Consider the following 20252-nt stretch of genomic DNA (forward strand, 5'->3'; position numbering starts at 1 on the left):
CATGTCAGAGACGGTCATCAACCGACCAGCGAAGATCAAGGCTCACAACACCCTTAAGGGTAAGGGCTTGACCATCGAACGCATCTACACAAAGGAAGGCGTACACCCATACGAAGAAGCTAAGTGGGAACGTCGCGATGTGGTGCAGCAGAATTGGAAAACGGGCGAGACTGTTTTTGAGCAACGCGGAGTTGAGTATCCAGATACTTGGTCAGTAAACGCATCAACAATCGTTACAACAAAGTACTTCCGTGGAGCACTAGGTGCTGAAAACCGCGAGTGGTCTTTGAAGCAGGTAATCGATCGCGTTGTACTTACATACACAAAGGCTGGAAAAGAGCACGGTTACTTTGCAACCGATAAGGATGCCGAAATCTTCGAGCACGAGCTGACATACATGCTTATGCACCAGATCTTCTCATTCAACTCACCAGTGTGGTTCAACGTTGGAACACAGGAACCACAGCAGGTTTCAGCATGTTTCATCTTGTCAGTTGATGACACTATGGACAGCATTCTTAACTGGTACCGCGAAGAAGGAATGATCTTCAAGGGCGGATCAGGAGCAGGACTTAACCTGTCTCGCATCCGTTCTTCAAAGGAGCTTCTAAAGTCTGGTGGAACTGCATCAGGTCCAGTGTCATTCATGCGCGGTGCTGATGCATCTGCAGGAACAATCAAATCAGGAGGCGCAACCCGTCGCGCTGCAAAGATGGTTGTTCTCGATGTTTCTCACCCAGATATCGAAGAGTTCATTGAAACTAAGGTTAAGGAAGAGGACAAAATTCGCGCACTTCGCGATGCTGGCTTCGACATGGACCTAGGTGGAAAAGACATCATCTCTGTTCAGTACCAGAACGCAAACAACTCAGTTCGTGTATCAGATGATTTCATGCGCGCAGTTGAAAAGGGCGAGCAGTTCGGATTAACAGCACGCGCAACTGGCGAAGTTATCGAGACAATCGATGCACGCAAGCTATTCACAAAGATGGCTGAAGCTGCATGGGCATGTGCTGATCCAGGAATTCAGTACGACGACACAATCAATGATTGGCACACAAACCCAGAGACAGGTCGCATCAATGCGTCAAACCCTTGCTCTGAGTACATGTCACTTGATAACTCATCATGTAACTTGGCTTCACTTAACTTGATGAAGTTCCTCAAGGCTGATGGTTCATTTGATGCAAAGACATTTGGTAAGGCTGCAGAAATGATCATCACTGCGATGGACATTTCAATCTGCTTCGCTGATTTCCCAACAGAGGCGATCGGTGACACAACAAAGGCTTACCGTCAGCTAGGTATCGGATACGCAAACCTGGGTGCACTTCTTATGGCATCAGGTCTTGCATACGACTCAGAAGGTGGACGCGCTCTTGCTGGTGCGATCACATCATTGATGTCAGGTATTACATACAAGCGTTCAGCAGAATTAGCTGGAATCGTTGGACCATACGCAGGCTTTGCACAAAACGCTAAGCCACACGCACGTGTTATGCGCAAGCATGCATCTGCATCATCATCTGCAAAGTCAGAGACAACTCTTGACCGCGATGTATGGACAGAAGCAAACAAGGCGTGGGATGCATGTCTTTCAACAGGTGACAAGAACGGATGGCGCAACGCGCAGATCTCAGTTCTTGCTCCAACAGGAACAATCGGTTTGATGATGGATTGCGATACAACTGGTATCGAGCCTGACTTCTCATTGGTTAAGTTCAAGAAGCTTGTCGGTGGCGGATCTATGCAGATCGTTAACCAGACAGTCCCAGCAGCACTTCGCAAGCTTGGATATGCAGAAGAGACAATCGAAGCGATCGTTGAGTTCATCGCAGCAAACGGACACGTTATTGATGCTCCAGGGCTAAAGCTCGAGCACTACGACGTATTTGATTGCGCACTTGGCGCACGTTCAATCGCTCCAATGGGTCACGTACGCATGATGGCTGCATGCCAGCCATTCCTTTCAGGTGCGATCTCAAAGACAGTTAACCTTCCAGAGGATGCAACTGTTGAAGAGGTTGAAGATGTGTACTTCCAGGGATGGAAGCTAGGACTTAAGGCGCTCGCGGTTTACCGTGACAACTGCAAGGTTGGTCAGCCTTTGTCTGATGGAAAGGCGAAGAAGAAGGTTGTTGAAGTTGAAGAGATTGCAGCAACTCCAGTTCGCAAGCGTCTTCCAAAGTCACGTCCAGCAACAACAACATCATTCTCAGTAGGTGGCGCAGAGGGTTACATGACCGCTGGTGCTTACGCAGATGGTGCACTTGGTGAAGTGTTCCTGAAGCTTGGCAAGCAGGGCTCAACTCTTGCCGGTGTAATGGACGCGTTCTCAATCGCAGTATCTATCGGACTTCAGTACGGAGTTCCACTAGAGACATTTGTAGAGAAGTTCACAAACTTGCGCTTCGAGCCAGCAGGTATGACTGATGACCAAGATATTCGTATGGCGCAGTCAATGATGGATTACATCTTCCGTCGTCTTGCACTTGATTACTTGCCATTTGATTCACGTTCAGCGATGGGTCTATACACATCAGCAGAGCGTGCAGCAGCGCTAGACAATGGCGGCGAGTACGTAGAGATCGCAAAGGAAACCGATACCCCAAAAGCACAGACAGCTCCGGTTGCTGTGGCGGCTCCTGTAGCTGCTCCAAGTAAGCCAGCAGATGTGAAGATTGAAGCAGCACCAGTTGCTCAAACAATCGGATCTTCATCTGATCTACTTGAATCAATGGGAATCAAATCTGATGCACCACTATGTATGACATGTGGAGTGAAGATGCGTATGTCAGGTGCATGTTTCGTATGCGAAGGTTGCGGAAACACATCTGGTTGCAGCTAAGAAGTAAATTGCTTTAACCAACCCCGTTTAAAACCCCGTCAATCATTGCGATTGGCGGGGTTTTTTACTGTTCTGCGCCAGCTTCAAAGCGAGGTAGAATTACGACGTTGTTTTCGGGGTCGATGTAATTTCGAACCGGCGGTTAAAGTCCGCGACCCGATACCCGCCAGGTATCGGTTGACTCAGTGAAACTCTGAGACCGACGGTTAAAGTCCGGATGAGAGAAAACAAACAAAGGGTCGGCTTGCGCCTACCTTCTTTGTGCATTTCTACTTGTGCACCCACCCCGAGAACTCGTATCTAGAGTTGGGGGAATGTATGGATTACATAGTTGCAATGCAACGTGCCATTGCCCTTGCCGAAAAAGGTTTAGGAAAGACAGCGCCCAACCCAATTGTTGGCGCAGTACTTATTGATGCAACTGGCGCGGTTATCGCTGAAGGTTTTCATGACCGAATGAATAGCGCAGACCACGCTGAAGTTGTTGCGATTAAAGCAGCAGAGGATAAGGCCAAGGGCTCAACAATTGTTGTCACCCTTGAACCATGTAATCACACAGGTAGCACCGGTCCGTGTGCGCAAGCGATTATCGATGCCGGAATTACAACTGTTGTGTACGCCGTCAGTGATCCCAACGCGCAAGCAGCAGGTGGTGCAGCTACTTTGAAGGCTGCAGGAATAACTGTGATCAGCGGAGTTTTAGAAAAGGAAGCTGCATACTCAAACCGTGCCTGGCTCACCAAGATTGCCAAGAACCGCCCATTCTTTACCTGGAAGGTTGCAACTACTTTGGATGCAAAGGTTGCTGCAACTGATGGAACATCAAAGTGGATTACCAATGAAACATCTCGCGCCGATGTGCAGCAGCTTCGCCGCCAAGCAGATGCGATCTTGGTAGGCACTAACACCGTTGTGGCAGATGATCCGCATTTAATTCCACGAGGCGAATTTGCTGGTTACACACACAACCCAATCCGCATCATTTGTGGCGAGCAAGAACTACCTGCAGATGCGCAAGTATTTGATGCAGCCGCCCAAACAGTTGTTGTTAAATCAAAGGATCTCAATCTTCTAGTTGAAAAACTCAATGAACTCGGCGTTAACCATGTATTTGTTGAAGCCGGCCCAACGCTAGGCAGCGCTATGTTGGATGGCTGTTTATTAGATGAATTAATCATGTATCAAGCACCTTCGCTGCTTGGATCTGGAAAGCAGTTCTTTCTCTTTGATTACCCATCAACAATCAGCAATCAAATGCGCCTAGATCACATCAGTACCCAGGTTCTAGCTGGCGATGTTAAATCGGTGTACGGCATTAGGAATGGTGAGTGATGTTTACAGGACTTATTGCTGAATTAGGAGTTGTTACCGCGATCGCAAAGAGCGAAAGCTCTGCTGTCTTTACTATCGATGCACCGTTGTTAATTTCCGAAATCAAACTAGGCGATTCCGTTGCAGTAAATGGAGTGTGCTTAACGGCTACATCTATTAATGGAACAGCCTTTACCGCCGATGTCATGGTTCAAACTTTGTCATTAACCTCGCTTTCACAGATCGCTGTAGGCAGTCCCGTAAACCTTGAATTAGCAGCACAACTGAATGCGCGTATGGGTGGCCATATGGTGCAGGGTCATGTTGATGGCGTAGCAAACGTTGGTGGATTAACGCCGGGGGATAAGTGGGCTCAGTTTGATCTCACCGTGCCAGCGCATCTTGCAAAGTACATCGTCAATCAAGGTTCTATTTGCCTTGATGGTGTTTCGCTAACAGTGGGCAGCATCGATGATGCAACCAATGTAGTTACCGTGTGGCTGATTCCTGAAACACTAGAACGCACCAATCTTTCAACGCTAAAGCCAGGAGATTTAATTAACGTTGAAGTTGATGTCTTAGCAAAGTACGTAGAACGCCTTTTAGCCAAGGGAGATAAATAATGAGCAATCTGCAAGCCGCCCTTGATGCATATAAGAATGGCGAGCTGATCATTGTGACCGATGATGCAGATCGCGAAAATGAAGGCGACTTAATGCTGCGTGCAGATTTAGCGACAACTGAAAAAGTGGCTTTCATGGTGCGTCACACAACTGGAATTTTATGTGTAGCAATGACTCAGGATCGTGCCCGCGAGCTGGGTTTGCCGTTAATGGTTGAAGAGAACCAGGATTCAAAGAAGACCGCATTTACTGTCAGTGTGGATTACAAGGTTGGAATCACAACCGGAGTCAGCGCGGAAGAGCGTGCAAACACGGTACGTGCCTTAGCAAATAGCAGTGTGGTGCACTCAGATTTCATTCGTCCCGGACATGTGTTTCCGTTGATTGCTGACAATGGCGGGCTACAGGCACGCGGAGGGCATACCGAAGCTGGAGTGGCTTTGTCACAGCTAGTTGGCGCACCAGCGCTGTGTTTGTTATCTGAAATTGTTACAGAAGATGGCTCCATGGCTCGTGGGCAATCATTAATGGATTTTGCGGCGAAGAATTCAATCCTTGTTATTTCAGTTGAAGAGCTTAAGGCTGTTGCACCTGTTGTACCAGCCACTAAATCAACCTTTGAGTTTGCCTGGGCTGATCTGCCGTTGCGCACCGGAATGTGGAAAATCGCAACCTATCCGGGTCTTCGTCAACGTGAACATGCTGTAATTTCATTTGGAACACCAGGTGCAACACCGATGGTTCGCATTCACAGCGAGTGCTTTACCGGCGATGTTGTTCACTCACAGCGTTGTGATTGTGGAGAACAGCTAGAGCAATCAATCACCGCCATTCAAAACCACGGTTACGGTTTCATTGTTTACCTACGCGACCATGAAGGCCGAGGAATCGGTTTAACTGAAAAGATTAAGGCGTATCAATTACAAGATCAGGGCATGGATACCATCGATGCTAATTTGCACTTGGGCCATGAAATCGATGCACGTGATTGGTCTGATGCGATTGCAATCATTCATGCGCTCGGTTTAAGCGCAGTTCAACTGCTAACTAACAACCCGAACAAGGTTGCGGCTTTGGAGAATGCAGGAGTGGTTGTAACGCAGACCCCGTTGGTTATCGCCAGCAATAAATTTAATGAAAAATACTTAGCGACCAAGGAAGAAAAACTTGGCCACACACGAGGAGGCAAGTAAATGGCAGGACACGCACCAGCAATCGGAATCAAGCCACTGCCACAGGTAAAGGTCGCGATTATCTCCTCATCGTGGCACTTAGATATTTGTAATGACCTCATTGCAGGTGCACAGCGCGCCTTTGCTGAAGCACAGGTTGCAACGGTAGATGTGCAGTTTGTGCCCGGATCATTCGAGATTCCACTTGCTGCGCAGTACGCATTTGAAGCAGGTTTTGATGCAGTTGTTGCAGTGGGCTTAGTTCTCAAGGGCGAAACCCCACACTTTGATTATGTTTGCCAAGGTGTAACTCAGGGTGTGATCGATGTATCGCTGAAGTACGGAAAGCCAATCGGTTATGGCGTATTGATGTGTAACGATCTTGATCAAGCAATTGCTCGCAGCGGTCGCGCAGGCAGTAAAGAAGATAAGGGATATGACAGCGCAATTGCTGCGATTGAACTACTTCACTTACGCAACAAGAATTGAACGCTTCGATAGCCCCATAAAGTAGCCATCGATCAAAGTTTCAACTGGCGCATCTGCTTTTTGAGCTGCACCTAAGGTAATAAATAAAGGCGTAAAGTGTTCAACAGTTGGGTGCGCATAAGGCATTCCAGGTGCTTTTGATTTAAAGGCTGACAGTGTTTCCACATCGCCCTTTGCAAGTGCTTCAGCTGCCCAGGTATCAAACTCGCTGGACCATGTTGGAGCCTTTGCATCGGTGCTCCAGTCGCGCAAGTACGGCAAACCATGAGTCATAAATCCTGAACCAATAACTAGTACGCCCATGTCGCGCAGCGGTTGCAAACGACGACCAAGTTCTAACAAACGTGCAGGATCACTAGTTGGCATCGACATCTGTAAAACAGGAATATCAGCATTGGGGTACATCACTCTTAACGGAACCCAAGCACCATGATCTAAACCGCGATTGCTTTGAAAGACTTGTTCATTGTCAGGCATCATCGATGCAACTAAATTCATCAGCTCTGTTGCATCTGGAGTTTCATACGTCATCTCAAAAAACTTTTTCGCAAAACCACTGAAGTCATAGACCAGGGGAGTCCCAGCGATAGGACTGCTTAATGTGACAGGCGCTGATTCCCAATGAGCCGAGACAATCAGGATCGCCTTCGGTTTTTCGATCTGCCCAGCGATACTTTTTAACTGTGATGTCCATAACTCATCATCTAGAAGCATTGGCGCTCCATGGCCTATGTACAACGCGGGTAATTGAGCCATGCCGACAGGGTATACCTAAGTAGTTGAACATTCAACTACTTCCGGAGTTTGATAGGTACTTGCGGGTAGTTACACTCAACCTGTGAGCGTAACCAGCGCAGGTGCAGCCTTTAAAAAGGCGTTACTTGAAGAGTCCCCACTTCAAATTATTGGAACCATCAACGCTAATCACGCCTTGCTTGCTCAGCGCGCAGGATTTCGCGCAATCTATTTATCTGGTGGCGGAGTCGCAGCAGGCTCAATGGGAATTCCAGATCTAGGAATCACCACATTAGAAGATGTTTTAACTGATGTTCGTCGCATTACCAATGTCTGCGATACGCCATTGCTCGTTGATGCAGATACCGGATTCGGTACTTCGGCTTTTAACATCGGCCGCACAGTAAAGGATCTGATCAAAGCTGGAGCGGCCGCATTACATATTGAAGATCAGGTTGGCGCTAAGCGCTGCGGTCACCGCCCAAACAAGGAAATTGTTTCCAAGGCTGAAATGGTCGATCGCATCAAGGCAGCAGTAGATGCTCGTACAGATGACAACTTTTCAATCATGGCTCGCACAGATGCAATTGCCAATGAAGGTATCGAAGCCGCGATTGATCGCGTTCATGCCTACATTGAAGCTGGCGCAGATTTAATCTTCCCAGAAGCAATTCGTACTTTAGAAGATTACAAGCGCTTTAGCGCCGCGGTTTCAAAGCCAATCTTGGCCAACATCACTGAATTTGGAATGACTCCATTGTTTACCCGCGATGAATTAGCTGCCAACGGTGTGGGAATGATCCTGTACCCATTGTCAGCATTCAGAGCGATGAACAAGGCTGCAGAAAATGTCTACACAGCGATTCGTCGCGATGGCACTCAAGCCGGTGTGATCGACACGATGCAGACCCGCGAAGAGTTATACCAAGCTATTAATTACTATGAATATGAAAAAGCACTTGACCAAACACTAGGCAAAGACAACGGGTAAAAATCATGACAGAAATCAAAGTAAAGAAGTCAGTTGCACTCTCTGGCGTTCCAGCAGGAAACACAGCGCTCAGCGCAGTGGGTGGAGCAGATCTTCACTACCGCGGATACTCGATCAAGGACTTGGCTGCTAACTGCCAGTTCGAAGAGGTCGCATACTTACTAGTGCACGGCGCGCTCCCTACCCAGGCGCAGCTAGATGCTTACAAGGCAAAGCTCAAAGGTCTACGCGGGCTTTCACCTCAGGTCAAGACAGTTCTTGAACAACTTCCAGCATCTGCTCATGCGATGGATGTTTTGCGTACAGGCTTTTCAGCACTTGGTGCGGTCACACCAGAGTCAACAAAGCACACTGAAGAAGAGGCACGCGATATTGCAGATTCAATGCTTGCAAAGACTGGTTCACTCCTTGGTTACTGGCACCACTTTGCAAATAACGGAAAGCGCATCGAAGTAGAAACTGATGACAACTCAATTGGCGCACACTTCTTGCACCTCTTGCATGGCGAGAAGCCATCAGAGCAGTGGGAAAAGGCGATGCACGCATCTCTAGTTCTTTATGCAGAGCACGAGTTCAACGCATCAACATTTACCGGTCGTGTAATTGCAGGAACCGGCGCAGATATTTACTCATGTGTTACCGGATCAATTGGAGCACTTAGTGGTCCAAAGCATGGTGGAGCAAATGAGGTTGCACTAGAAATTCAACTTCGTTACTCATCACCTGATCAGGCTGAAGCAGATATTCGCAAGCGTGTAGAAGCAAAAGAAGTTGTTATTGGCTTCGGACACCCTGTGTACACAGTGTCAGATCCTCGCAACGAGATCGTCAAGGTCATCACAAAGGATCTTGCGGTAGCTGCTGGTAAGGAAAACTTGTACAACGTCGCAGAGCGCATCGAATCAGTAATGTGGGAAGTTAAGAAGATGTTCCCTAACGTGGACTGGTTCTCAGCTGTTGCATACGATGCAATGAAGATTCCAGTTAACTACTTCACTCCATTGTTTGTGATGGCACGTATTTCAGGTTGGACTGCTCACGTTATCGAGCAGCGCAATGACGGAAAGATCATCCGCCCAACAGCCACCTATGTTGGACCAGAAGATCGCGCATTCCTTCCAATCGAAAAGCGCTAAATATGTCCAGCCATGTAGCTAAGAACAACCAGCCGTACGATCAAGAAATAATCGATATCGTCGATTACGCACTGAACTACGAAGTTAAGTCGCCGGTTGCTTATGAAACTGCATGGAACTGTTTTATGGACACACTTGGTTGTGGCCTAGAAGCCCTTGAATATGAAGCCTGCACCAAGCTTTTAGGACCGGTTGTCCCAGGTTTAACAGTGGCAAACGGCGTAAAGGTTCCAGGAACAAAGCATGTTTTAGATCCAGTACAAGGCGCATTCAATATCGGGGCAATGATTCGTTGGTTAGATTTCAATGACACTTGGCTTGCTGCCGAATGGGGACACCCTTCAGATAACTTAGGTGCAATCCTTGCAACAGCAGATTGGTTATCACGTACAACTGATAAGAAGTTCACTGTTAAAGATGTTTTAACCGCCATGATCAAGGCGCATGAAATCCAAGGTTGTATTGCACTTGAAAACTCATTTAACAAGGTTGGTCTAGATCACGTTGTATTAGTAAAGGTTGCATCAACCGCTGTTGTTGCTCAGATGATGGGTCTTACCCGAGATCAAGCACTTGCCGCTGTTTCACTTGCCTGGGTAGATGGTCAATCACTTCGCACCTATCGTCACTTTCCAAACGCAGGTTCACGCAAATCATGGGCTGCCGGAGATGCAACATCACGTGCAGTGCGTCTTGCCTTAATCGCACAGACTGGCGAGATGGGTTATCCATCAGCGCTGACTGCAAAGACTTGGGGCTTCTACGATGTTTCCTTCAAGGGAAATCCATTTAAATTCCAGCGCCAGTACGGTTCATATGTAATGGAAAATGTTTTGTTCAAGATTTCTTTCCCTGCTGAATTCCACTCACAAACTGGTGTTGAAGCGGCGATGACAATTTACAAGCAGATGCAAGCAGCGGGTAAAACATCAGATGACATCAAGAAGGTCACGATTCGCACCCACGAGGCATGTATTCGCATCATCGATAAGAAGGGTCCGCTGAATAACCCAGCAGATCGCGATCACTGTATTCAGTACATGACCGCTGTTCCATTTATCTTTGGTCGTTTAACTGCTCGCGATTATGAAGATGACATCGCTTCAGATCCACGTATCGATGCATTGCGCGAAAAGATTGTCTGCGTTGAAGACACCAGCTACACAGCTGATTATCACGACCCAGAAAAGCGCTCGATTGCTAACGCAATAACAGTTGAATTCAATGATGGCACGACCTTTGACGAGGTTGCTGTTGAGTACCCAATCGGCCATGCACGTCGCCGCGTTGAAGGTATTCCGCTGTTAATCGAAAAGTACAAGACAAATCTTGCTCGTATTTATGATGCAGATAAGCAGAAGCAGATCATCGATCTTTGCCTTGATTACAACAAGTTGGCAGCTACACCTGTAAATGAGTTTATGGATTTGATGGCTCTTTAATGAGCGATATGTCAGCAAAGGTGCGTCGTGCACTGGATGTTGCCGTAGAAGCAATTGGTGGAAAGCCGCGTGAAGGCCAGATTGAAATGGCTGAAGCGGTTGCAAATGCATTAACTAATCGTCATCACCTGATGGTTCAAGCAGGCACAGGTACCGGTAAATCTCTGGCGTACTTAATTCCTGGAATCGTGCATGGTCGAAAAGTATTAGTTGCAACAGCAACAATCGCTTTACAACGTCAGTTAGTAGATCGTGACCTACCTGCCGTTGTTCCGGCATTGGAAAAAGAGCTAGGCCGCGATATTTCCTACGCAATTTATAAAGGCGTTGGTAATTATGTTTGTCTGCAAAAGTTGAACAGTGAAGATGTAGATCCTGACACTGAATTAGTCATGGAAGTCTCATCCCTTGAAAAGGATGCAAAGCGTTTAATTGCGTGGGCAAAGACACCGGGTGTGTCAGGGGATCGTGATGATGCCCCTGAAGTAGATCGCCGGGTATGGGCAGCAAACAGTGTTTCAGGCCGCGAATGCGTTGGTGCAGATGTGTGCGCATTTGGTTCACAATGCTTTGCCGCTAATGCAAAGGCCAAAGCGCAAACTGCAGATATCGTCGTTACAAACCACACCTTGCTTGCAATTGAAATTGTGGACTCTCATCCGATCTTGCCTGATCGTGATTGCATCATCTTGGATGAGGCGCACGAGTTCATGGATCGAGCAACTCAAGCGGTAACGGATGAACTTACCTCTAACCGAGTTTTGCGTGCTGCCGCAATGGCCCGAAAGTTCATGCCGGGTAAGCTTTCAGATGCCTTCCATAAAGCGGCAAATGATTTTCACGAATCTATGGTTGATTACGGCGAAGATATTAAGGGCGATTTCTCATCTCAAGGTCGACTGGAAGAGATTCCACAATCCCTTGAATTTTCAGTACGCAAAGTGATGGAAGCTTCTAAGGCGATCGTTCAGTTTATGTCGGCAGATGATGAAATTATCGATACCGATGTTTTAGCAGAGCGTGCACGAGTAAAGGGTGCGGTCACGGAAATTGCAACAACGGCCACGACCTTGCTGAAAATGGGCGATGGTTTAGTTCTTTGGTATGAACCAACATTTTCAACGCTGTATTTAGCTCCGCTATCTGTATCTGATGTTTTGCGCGAGAACATGCTGACCCAGACTCCTGTTATTGCGACATCTGCAACGCTAACGGTAGGCAATGGATTTGATGCGATGGCAAAGAGCATTGGTTTCTTAGTTAATGAAGAAATGAGCGCTGAAGTTAAAGAGGGCGAAGTAGATCCTGCAAATCTTCAAATGCTCGATGTCGGTAGCCCATTTGATTTTGCAAATCAAGGTGTTTTGTACATGCCTAAGCATTTACCAGAGCCTGGTCGTGATGGCCCAAGTCAAGAAGTACTGACCGAACTTGGCGAGTTAATTGATGCTGCCGGTGGACGCACACTGGCGTTGTTTTCATCATGGCGCGGGGTAGAGGCAGCAGATGCACATCTACGAAATGTTTTGGCAGAGCTTCCGATAAAGATCATCACGCAAAAGCGCGGAGATGCAGTCGGGCCGCTGGTTTCGCGTTTTGCAAAGGATGAAACTTCAGTTTTAATCGGCACGATGTCGTTGTGGCAGGGTGTAGATGTTCCGGGCAATAGTTGTATTTTGGTTGCGATCGATCGAATTCCATTTCCTCGTCCAGATGAGCCAGTTATGAGCGCACGTGCTGCACAAGCAGATGCAAAGGGCGGCAGTGGTTTTATGCAGGTTTCATTGCCACGGGCGGCGCTGTTATTAGCGCAGGGCACTGGTCGTTTGATCCGTTCAGTTGATGATCGGGGAGTAGTTGCAATTCTTGACTCTAGGATCGTGACTAAGCGCTACGGAAGTGTGTTGCTCAATTCAATGCCACCGCTGTGGCGCACATCTGATGCTGCAGTAGTTCGCGACTCTTTAAAGCGATTGAAGGAGAGCCTTTAATTCAGGCCAGGATTTAGCAAAGCTCGGATGAAGCGGAAGTTCATTAACTGTTTCAATATCAACCCAGCGAACCTCGTGGGATTCATCATTTACTTCATGCGCAATTAATCCATCATGGGCACGGGCAATAACTGTTTCGTACTTCCAATCACCATGGTTATCGGTGAAGGTATGAAGTGGGGACAGTAAGTCGGTATCGATACCGGTTTCTTCAACAGCTTCTCTGAACGCACCTTCAATTGTGGATTCATGAGAATCACGAGCACCACCAGGGATTCCCCATGTGTCTCCGTTATGAACCCATGGTGCGCGATGTTGTAACAAGATTTCATGGCCGCGCACAATCAAAATGCCGGCCGCACCGTTTAAGCCCCAGTGCTTATTTCCGCAGGCGCATTCAACCCATCCATCACCATCGCGCGCCGCCATGTTCGTAGCCTGTCACAACTATCCACAGTTGGCGCTGTGATTGTTACTACCGTATGTCGCTCAATTTATGGTGCCGCACATGGTCGCCTTACTTCTTGCGGTATTCCTGGTTATTTCAATCATCCCGGCTGGCGCGGCAGATCCATGTCAGGAAACCGCCTGCATCAATGTGTATACCGATAACAATCAAATCATTATTGAAGCTCACAAAGGCAACACCACCGTTAAGAAAAGCATTGCCCAAGCGCCAAAGAAGCCGGTTGTTAAGCAGAGCCCAAAACCAAAGGCTGTGCCCTTATTTTTCCCACCAACAAAGCCAAAACTTGTAGTTGTAAAACCAACTGTAAAACGCACCTATAAGCCACGAGTTAAAAAAGCTGTCACAAAGGTCAATTTGAGCGACAAGTTAACGAAAATGGTTCCAACAGCAGGTGTTGCCTATCAACCTGAATTTGAACCACTTGTACATGTGCCGGTGTATTTCTGGTGCGACCTGCCTTCACTATTTCAGAGCCGAGTCGACATCATCGGTGAAGTTGTAGATGTTGCGCTGCGCCCGTCTTTTGTGTGGAGCTTCGGCGATGGAAGCGTTTTTGCCACAACAGAAAACGGCGCTCCCTACCCAACCGGACCGATTCATCACACCTATGCAAAACCTGGAAATTATGTCGTCACATTACTAACTACCTGGAACGGCACCTACACACATAACGCAGAAGCCCGTGCAGTTTCAGGCACCGTTAAAAAGATCACCGTCGCAGCAATCACCATCGTTCAAGCCCCCACCCACTTCAAAGGATAAGAATCAATGACAACTGAAAACATGTATGTAAGCATCACTCCACTTCCACTTGCTGCGGATTCTGAATTCATCGAATCTGTACATAGCTTTGCGTTAACACCTGATTCTGCTGATTTGAACTTGCTCCAACGCGATGGTGCAACGGCTGTCATTGATCTATCAATGCAGTTTGCAGATCGCGGATACCAATGCGATATCGAATTGATGTCACAAGTGCTTGGTCGTTTAAGCGATATTCAAGTGCGTGATTTTGCATTAGGAACTCACAACGCAAAAACCTTTGATATCTACTGGAACATGTGGCTCTACCTGCTTCGAATTGCACCCACCGGATTTGTTGCACCGGTTGCTTGTTTATTTGCCACCTTGGCGTATGAACGCGGGGATTCAGAGCTGGCGTACCGTGCACTTGATCGAGCAACTGCTGATGATCCGAAGTACTCATTGACCATATTGCTGCGCAGAGTCTTTGGTTCAGGCTGGCCCGCCGCTGCATTTGCTGCAATGAGGGTGGAGCTTCACCCAAAGGTGACGGCTGGGATTTTTGAGGCGTAGTCGCTAGAATTACACCGTTCACGAGTCCTACGTATTAGCCCCGGCTTAGTAGGCGGCAACCCTCCACCGCGGCGGGGTGCTCCGGGTGACGAACAGGCCACTACGTGGCAAGCGCAGGTGAAGGATATTTATTTCTATGGCAACAGGTGCATGGCTCGAAACTCATGATCCGGGTGAACGTAAGTTCATCAAGATCGGTTTCATCCTTTTAGAAAATGGCGAAACTCTGCCCGATGTCACTATTGCGTATCAAACATGGGGCGTATTAAACGCGGCAAAAGATAATGCGATTTTAGTTAACCATGCGATGACCGGTTGGTCAGATGTTCCTGGATGGTGGCCTTCAATGGTCGGCCCAGGATTACCATTTGATACAGATAAGTATTTTGTTGTCTGTCCCAATGTGATTGGTGGCTGTCAGGGTTCAACCGGGCCATCATCTCTTGCACCTGATGGAAAGCGATGGGGTTCTCGTTTTCCTGCATTAACAATCCGCGACATGGTCGCTGCCGAAGTTGCATTTTCAAATGCCATTGGAATTGAAAAATATAAGTTGGCTGTGGGTCCATCACTTGGTGGAATGCGCGCTTTGGAATGGGCGGTGCAACTTCCAGAACGTGTTGGGGCAATCTGCACAATCGGATCATCTGCTGTTGCAACTGGTGATCAAATTGGAACCGCATCAATTCAAATTCGTGCCATTAAATCCGATCCCAACTTCAATAGCGGTGATTATTACGAGCAAGAGGTTGGCCCTGATGAAGGTATGGGAATCGCCCGTCGGATCGCCCATCTGACCTATCGAACTGAAGCTGAGATGGATATCCGTTTTGGTCGCCAGTTACAGGGAGATGACACAGGTCGTTATGCCGTTGAGTCCTACCTAGATCACCAGGCAAATAAGTTGGCCAAGCGCTTTGATGCCAACACCTACATCGCCCTGACAGAGGCGATGAATAGCCACGATATTGGTCGCGATCGTGGGGGAGTTGCCGAAGCTTTGGCCTCAATCACCATTCCAGTGGTAGCGGTATCGATTGATACCGATCGCTTGTTCCCACCTCGCCTGCAGGCTGAAATCGCTGAATTAGCCCCTGCAGCGGCCCCATTGGTCACCATTTCAAGCCCATTTGGCCATGATGGCTTTCTAGTTGAGGTTGAGAGTGTTGGAAATGTGATTCGAGAGGCGATAAAACTCTCTAAATAAGGGTCCAAATGGTGTTTTTGGATGTGCATTTACCCCTGTGGACAAATTATAATATAGCCATCGCTTCAGCGGATTCGCTGAAACAAATCAAAGGACAATTGTGGCTGTATTTAGTGCGCTCAAAAACAAGGTGAAGGCAAAGACTTCTGCAAAGAAGGAAGCACCTGCCAAAAAAGCAGCCCCAGTTAAGAAGGCTGCAGTGAAAAAAGCTGCACCCGTAAAGAAAGCTGTAGCTAAGAAAGCCGCCCCTGCGAAGAAAGCTGCGCCAGTTAAAAAAACTGCGCCAGTAAAGAAAGCAGCAGCGCCAGTAAAGAAAGCAGCAGCGCCCGTTAAGAAGGCTGCACCTGCAAAGAAGATTGAACTTAAAAAAGATTTAACTGCAAAAGATGTTCAGCAGATTGTTGATGCTAAGAACGCGGTACTTCGTCAAAATGAAGTTCTTGCAGAGCTTGAATCACGTGGCGTTACTTCGATCAACCGAATTCCTAAGAAGGTTGACAAGGATTTAGTTGATGAAGCACGCGCGCTCGCAAGTGATGTTCCACTTATGGTTGAACGTCTTCGCAAAGCAGGTCTTGGTTCACCTTCACGAATTCTTAAGAAGGCTGAATATGAATTAATCGCCCCAAAGCCAGAGCCAGTAAAGGCCGAAGTTGCGCCAAAGGTTGATGCAAAAACCGGTAAGGCAGTTGTCACAAAGATCGATGGCGAAGAAGTAGAGCTAGAAGAAGTTGAACTTGAAGATGTTGAAACACTAATCAAGGAAGTTGTCGAGATCATCGACAGCGAAGAAGAAGATAAGGGAAATCAGCCTCGCGTTGTAGATCTTTCAGCAGAGGATGCAAATCAAGGCAATGAAGAGAATGCCTTTACATTAAAGGCCTCTGAAGAGGATGACGCACCTGCACAGACTGTTATGACAGCTGGAGCTACCGCTGACCCTGTTAAGGATTACCTGAAGCAGATCGGCCGCGTAGCACTTCTGAATGCAGAGCTTGAAGTAGAGCTTGCTACACGCGTAGAAGTTGGTCTTTTTGCAGAAGAAAAACTGAAGCATGAAAAGAAGCTTGATAAGAAGTACAAGCGCGAACTTGAATGGCTAGTTGAAGATGGAAAGCGCGCAAAGAACCACCTGCTCGAAGCAAACCTTCGTCTTGTAGTTTCACTTGCAAAGCGTTACACCGGTCGTGGCATGTTGTTCTTGGACTTGATCCAGGAAGGTAACTTGGGTCTGATCCGTGCAGTTGAGAAGTTCGACTACACAAAGGGTTACAAGTTCTCGACATATGCAACCTGGTGGATCCGTCAGGCGATTACACGTGCGATGGCTGACCAGGCTCGTACGATCCGTATCCCTGTTCACATGGTTGAAGTTATTAATAAGTTGGCACGCGTTCAGCGCCAGATGCTTCAGGATCTTGGTCGCGAACCGACCCCAGAAGAGCTCGCTAAAGAACTAGATATGACTCCTGAAAAGGTTGTTGAGGTTCAGAAGTACGGCCGCGAGCCAATCTCACTTCACACACCACTTGGTGAAGAAGGAGATTCCGAATTTGGTGATTTGATTGAAGACTCAGAAGCAGTTGTTCCAGCTGATGCGGTTTCGTTCACATTGCTACAAGAGCAGTTGCACTCAGTTCTGGACACCTTGTCAGAACGTGAAGCAGGCGTAGTTGCAATGCGATTTGGTTTAACAGATGGACAGCCAAAGACACTTGATGAGATCGGAAAGGTTTACGGAGTTACTCGTGAACGTATTCGTCAGATTGAATCTAAGACAATGTCGAAACTTCGTCACCCATCACGTAGCCAGGTTCTGCGCGACTACCTAGATTAAAAATGACAAACCCAAAGGTTTTCATTAATCCAAAGAGCGGATCTATTCGCTTAACTGGAACGGTTGACATTGTTGATTCTGAAGGCAATGTCATTGAAACCATTGAAAACCCAAAGTTTTGTGGTTGTGGCCACTCACAAGAAAAGCCCTTCTGCGATGGTTCGCATAAGGGCTTTCTCGATCAAAAATAATTAGTTTTTAGATTCGATTAACTTTTCAGTTTCATCTTGAATCTTTGCGGCAACTGTCTTTAGCTTTTCAGCGTATTCCTTGCCATGATGAGCACAGAACATAAGCTCTCCGCCATTAAGTAACACTGCGCGCACATATGCCTGTGCACCGCAACGATCGCAGCGATCGAGGGCGTTAAGAGGTACTGATTCAAGCAACAACTGTTCTGTCATATCTCTCTCCGTATCCGTGTGAACTGCTTACTTCTATGGAACAGGAAACCACATTATTTTATTCCCCGCTCGTTAATATTTAACTTTTTTACTTAATTAACACTGATTTAACGCTGAGAGTCGACAAATTCCAATATCTGAGACCTTTTCGGCGCGCTTACGCTGAAAAATAGGGTGAGGAAGATAATCTTTCGCCCCATGGCCGAGAAAGATGCAGTTGCGACCCCTTCGCAAGATAGCTATACCGCAAAAGATTTAGCGGTCCTCGAAGGTCTTGATGCGGTTCGCAAGCGCCCCGGAATGTATATCGGTTCAACCGATTCACGTGGCCTCATGCACTGCCTATGGGAAATTATTGATAACTCTGTAGATGAGTCACTTGCAGGCCATTGCAAGAAGATCGAAATTAATCTTGAATCTGATGGTTCAGTTGAAGTTCATGATGATGGTCGCGGTATTCCAGTTGATAAGGAACCAAAGACAGGTTTAACCGGAGTTGAAGTTGTTTTAACAAAGCTTCACGCAGGTGGAAAGTTTGGCGGCGGTTCATATGCAGCATCTGGTGGTCTGCACGGTGTTGGTGCATCAGTTGTAAACGCACTTGCTTCACGTCTTGATGTTGAAGTTGATCGCGATGGAAAGATTTACTGGATGTCATTCCAGCGCGGAACTGCAGGTATTTTTGATGGCGATGGTCCAAAGGCACCATTCGAACCAAAATCAGGTTTACGGGTAATTGGAAAGATTTCATCAAAGGTAACTGGAACACGTATTAAGTGGTGGAGCGATCGCCAGATTTTCCTTAAGGAAGCAGAATTAGATCTAGAAGATATCTACGCACGCGCACGTCAGACTTCATATTTAGTTCCAGGATTAACGCTGATTGTTAATGACAATCGAACTAAGACAAAGACTTCAGAGACCTTCTTCCACAAGAGCGGTATTACTGAATACTGTAATTACTTGCAGCCAGATGAACCTGTCGGCGATGTAATTCGTATTTACGGTACTGGTCACTACCAGGAGACTGTTCCTGTTCTCGATGACAAGGGCCATATGGTTTCTACTGAAGTAGAGCGCGATATGGAAGTTGATATCGCGATGAAGTGGGGCAATGGTTTTGAGACCACGCAGCGCTCATTTGTAAACATTATTGCAACACCAAAGGGCGGAACCCACGTCGTTGGTTTTGAACGTGCATTGATCAAGGTTGTTAATGAGGCACTTCGTTCGACGAAGACTTTGGCTAACAAGGAAATTGATGTCATCAAGGACGATGTTCTTGAAGGATTAACAGCTGTCGTAACTGTTCGTATGTCTGAGCCACAGTTTGAAGGTCAGACAAAGGAAGTTTTAGGAACAGCAGCCGCTACCCGAATTGTTTCTGCAGTTGTAGCAGAAAAAATGAAGGAGTACTTCAACACTTCAAAGCGCATTGATAAGGCAAATGGTCGCCTGGTTCTAGAAAAGATTGCAGCTGCATCACGTACACGTATTAGTGCACGTGCCCATAAGGATCTACAGCGTCGTAAGAACGCATTGGAATCCTCATCGCTGCCTACAAAGCTCTCAGATTGCCGCTCAGAGGATGTAACACGTACTGAGTTGTTCATCGTAGAAGGTGACTCAGCACTAGGTACCACCAAGGCTGCGCGTAATAGCGAGTTCCAAGCGATCTTGCCTATTCGCGGAAAGATTTTAAATGTGCAGAAAGCATCACTTTCTCAGATGCTAGAAGACAAGGAATGCGGTTCGATTATTCAGGTAATCGGTGCGGGTTCTGGGAAATCTTTTGAATTAGATGAGGCTCGTTACGGTCGCATTATCTTGATGTCAGATGCTGACGTCGATGGTGCACACATTCGTTGTTTGCTTCTAACCCTTATGTATCGCTACATGCGCCCTCTGATTGATTCAGGCCGCGTATTTGCAGCGATTCCACCTCTACACCGCATCGAAGTTGTTGGCGGGGGAGGAAAGAAGGGTAATTACATCTACACATACAGTGATGACGAGATGAAGAAAGTAACTGCAGATTTGAAGAAGGATGGAAAGCGCTGGAAGGAGCCAATTCAGCGTTACAAAGGCCTTGGTGAAATGGATGCAGATCAGCTCCGCGAAACAACAATGGATCCAGATGCTCGCACATTGCGTCGCATCACCGTTTCAGATGCAGCTGCTTCAGAGGCGATGTTTGAACTATTGATGGGTAGCGATGTTGCGCCACGTAAGGAATTTATTGCGAACGCTGAAATCGATCGCGAGCACATCGACGCTTAA

18 protein-coding genes and 2 riboswitches are annotated in these 20252 nt (G+C 47.3%); of the genes, 15 read left to right on the forward strand and 3 right to left on the reverse strand.

Features of this window, described 5'->3' with window-relative positions:
• Position 1: 1 nt before the first annotated feature.
• The 5 genes from AC8GFU_RS02585 (at position 2) to ribH (ending at position 6443) form a co-directional block, all read left to right on the forward strand.
• Positions 2 to 2848, forward strand: coding sequence for a vitamin B12-dependent ribonucleotide reductase (locus tag AC8GFU_RS02585; protein WP_506626943.1), 2847 nt, complete (start codon positions 2 to 4; stop codon positions 2846 to 2848).
• 105 nt (positions 2849 to 2953) lie between these two features.
• Positions 2954 to 3081, forward strand: a riboswitch (FMN riboswitch).
• Positions 3082 to 3166: 85 nt separating this feature from the next.
• Positions 3167 to 4180 (forward strand): bifunctional diaminohydroxyphosphoribosylaminopyrimidine deaminase/5-amino-6-(5-phosphoribosylamino)uracil reductase RibD, encoded by a 1014-nt coding sequence (gene ribD / locus AC8GFU_RS02590; RefSeq protein WP_506626944.1) that lies wholly within the window; start codon positions 3167 to 3169, stop codon positions 4178 to 4180.
• Positions 4180 to 4782, forward strand: coding sequence for a riboflavin synthase (locus tag AC8GFU_RS02595; RefSeq protein WP_506626945.1), 603 nt, complete (start codon positions 4180 to 4182; stop codon positions 4780 to 4782). Before ribD ends, AC8GFU_RS02595 begins: the two co-directional genes overlap by 1 nt.
• Entirely contained in the window at positions 4782 to 5975 is a 1194-nt protein-coding gene (gene ribB, locus AC8GFU_RS02600; protein ID WP_506626946.1) for a 3,4-dihydroxy-2-butanone-4-phosphate synthase, read from the forward strand. The genes AC8GFU_RS02595 and ribB overlap by 1 nt, the downstream gene beginning before the upstream one ends.
• On the forward strand, positions 5976 to 6443 hold the full coding sequence (gene ribH / locus AC8GFU_RS02605; RefSeq protein WP_506626947.1) for a 6,7-dimethyl-8-ribityllumazine synthase: 468 nt from the start codon (positions 5976 to 5978) through the stop codon (positions 6441 to 6443). It abuts the gene before it with no gap.
• On the opposite strand, the gene AC8GFU_RS02610 is transcribed toward ribH, so the two are convergent.
• Positions 6426 to 7199: a dioxygenase family protein gene (locus AC8GFU_RS02610; protein WP_506626948.1), complete on the reverse strand. Its 774-nt coding sequence runs from the start codon at positions 7197 to 7199 to the stop codon at positions 6426 to 6428. The genes ribH and AC8GFU_RS02610 overlap by 18 nt on opposite strands.
• A gap of 82 nt (positions 7200 to 7281) precedes the next feature.
• On the opposite strand from AC8GFU_RS02610, the gene prpB reads away from it, so the two are divergent.
• Genes prpB through AC8GFU_RS02630 form a run of 4 tightly spaced genes read left to right on the forward strand, consistent with a single transcriptional unit; the run spans position 7282 to position 12738 of the window.
• On the forward strand, positions 7282 to 8169 hold the full coding sequence (prpB, locus tag AC8GFU_RS02615) for a methylisocitrate lyase (RefSeq protein WP_506626949.1): 888 nt from the start codon (positions 7282 to 7284) through the stop codon (positions 8167 to 8169).
• A 5-nt stretch (positions 8170 to 8174) separates the two neighbouring features.
• The gene (prpC, locus tag AC8GFU_RS02620; RefSeq protein ID WP_506626950.1) at positions 8175 to 9305 is read left to right on the forward strand and encodes a bifunctional 2-methylcitrate synthase/citrate synthase; all 1131 of its coding nucleotides are present in this window, start codon (positions 8175 to 8177) and stop codon (positions 9303 to 9305) included.
• Between the two features lie 2 nt (positions 9306 to 9307).
• Complete coding sequence (locus tag AC8GFU_RS02625) at positions 9308 to 10747, forward strand: bifunctional 2-methylcitrate dehydratase/aconitate hydratase (RefSeq protein WP_506626951.1); 1440 nt, start codon at positions 9308 to 9310, stop codon at positions 10745 to 10747.
• Positions 10747 to 12738: an ATP-dependent DNA helicase gene (locus tag AC8GFU_RS02630; RefSeq protein ID WP_506626952.1), complete on the forward strand. Its 1992-nt coding sequence runs from the start codon at positions 10747 to 10749 to the stop codon at positions 12736 to 12738. Before AC8GFU_RS02625 ends, AC8GFU_RS02630 begins: the two co-directional genes overlap by 1 nt.
• Here the strand turns inward: AC8GFU_RS02630 and AC8GFU_RS02635 are convergent.
• Entirely contained in the window at positions 12712 to 13167 is a 456-nt protein-coding gene (locus AC8GFU_RS02635) for an NUDIX hydrolase (protein ID WP_506626953.1), read from the reverse strand. The genes AC8GFU_RS02630 and AC8GFU_RS02635 overlap by 27 nt on opposite strands.
• A gap of 79 nt (positions 13168 to 13246) precedes the next feature.
• On the opposite strand from AC8GFU_RS02635, the gene AC8GFU_RS02640 reads away from it, so the two are divergent.
• From AC8GFU_RS02640 to AC8GFU_RS02660, 5 genes are all read left to right on the forward strand, one after another.
• Positions 13247 to 13969: a PKD domain-containing protein gene (locus tag AC8GFU_RS02640; protein WP_506626954.1), complete on the forward strand. Its 723-nt coding sequence runs from the start codon at positions 13247 to 13249 to the stop codon at positions 13967 to 13969.
• 6 nt (positions 13970 to 13975) lie between these two features.
• Positions 13976 to 14524, forward strand: coding sequence for a DUF4192 family protein (locus tag AC8GFU_RS02645; RefSeq protein WP_506626955.1), 549 nt, complete (start codon positions 13976 to 13978; stop codon positions 14522 to 14524).
• A 16-nt stretch (positions 14525 to 14540) separates the two neighbouring features.
• Positions 14541 to 14644, forward strand: a riboswitch (SAM riboswitch).
• Positions 14645 to 14660: 16 nt separating this feature from the next.
• Positions 14661 to 15731, forward strand: coding sequence for a homoserine O-acetyltransferase MetX (gene metX / locus AC8GFU_RS02650; RefSeq protein ID WP_506626956.1), 1071 nt, complete (start codon positions 14661 to 14663; stop codon positions 15729 to 15731).
• A gap of 100 nt (positions 15732 to 15831) precedes the next feature.
• Positions 15832 to 17568, forward strand: coding sequence for an RNA polymerase sigma factor (locus tag AC8GFU_RS02655; protein ID WP_506626957.1), 1737 nt, complete (start codon positions 15832 to 15834; stop codon positions 17566 to 17568).
• A 2-nt stretch (positions 17569 to 17570) separates the two neighbouring features.
• The gene (locus tag AC8GFU_RS02660) at positions 17571 to 17759 is read left to right on the forward strand and encodes a CDGSH iron-sulfur domain-containing protein (RefSeq protein WP_506626958.1); all 189 of its coding nucleotides are present in this window, start codon (positions 17571 to 17573) and stop codon (positions 17757 to 17759) included.
• On the opposite strand, the gene AC8GFU_RS02665 is transcribed toward AC8GFU_RS02660, so the two are convergent.
• A complete protein-coding gene (locus AC8GFU_RS02665) occupies positions 17760 to 17972 on the reverse strand; it encodes a DUF7455 domain-containing protein (RefSeq protein WP_506626959.1) in 213 nt (70 codons plus the stop codon).
• 198 nt (positions 17973 to 18170) lie between these two features.
• Here AC8GFU_RS02665 and AC8GFU_RS02670 point away from each other — a divergent pair, with 198 nt between their 5' ends.
• On the forward strand, positions 18171 to 20252 hold the full coding sequence (locus AC8GFU_RS02670; protein WP_506626960.1) for a DNA gyrase/topoisomerase IV subunit B: 2082 nt from the start codon (positions 18171 to 18173) through the stop codon (positions 20250 to 20252).

The sequence above is a fragment of the Planktophila warneckei (SeqCode) genome (assembly GCF_965234675.1).
Classification (GTDB): Bacteria; Actinomycetota; Actinomycetes; order Nanopelagicales; family Nanopelagicaceae; genus Planktophila; species Planktophila warneckei.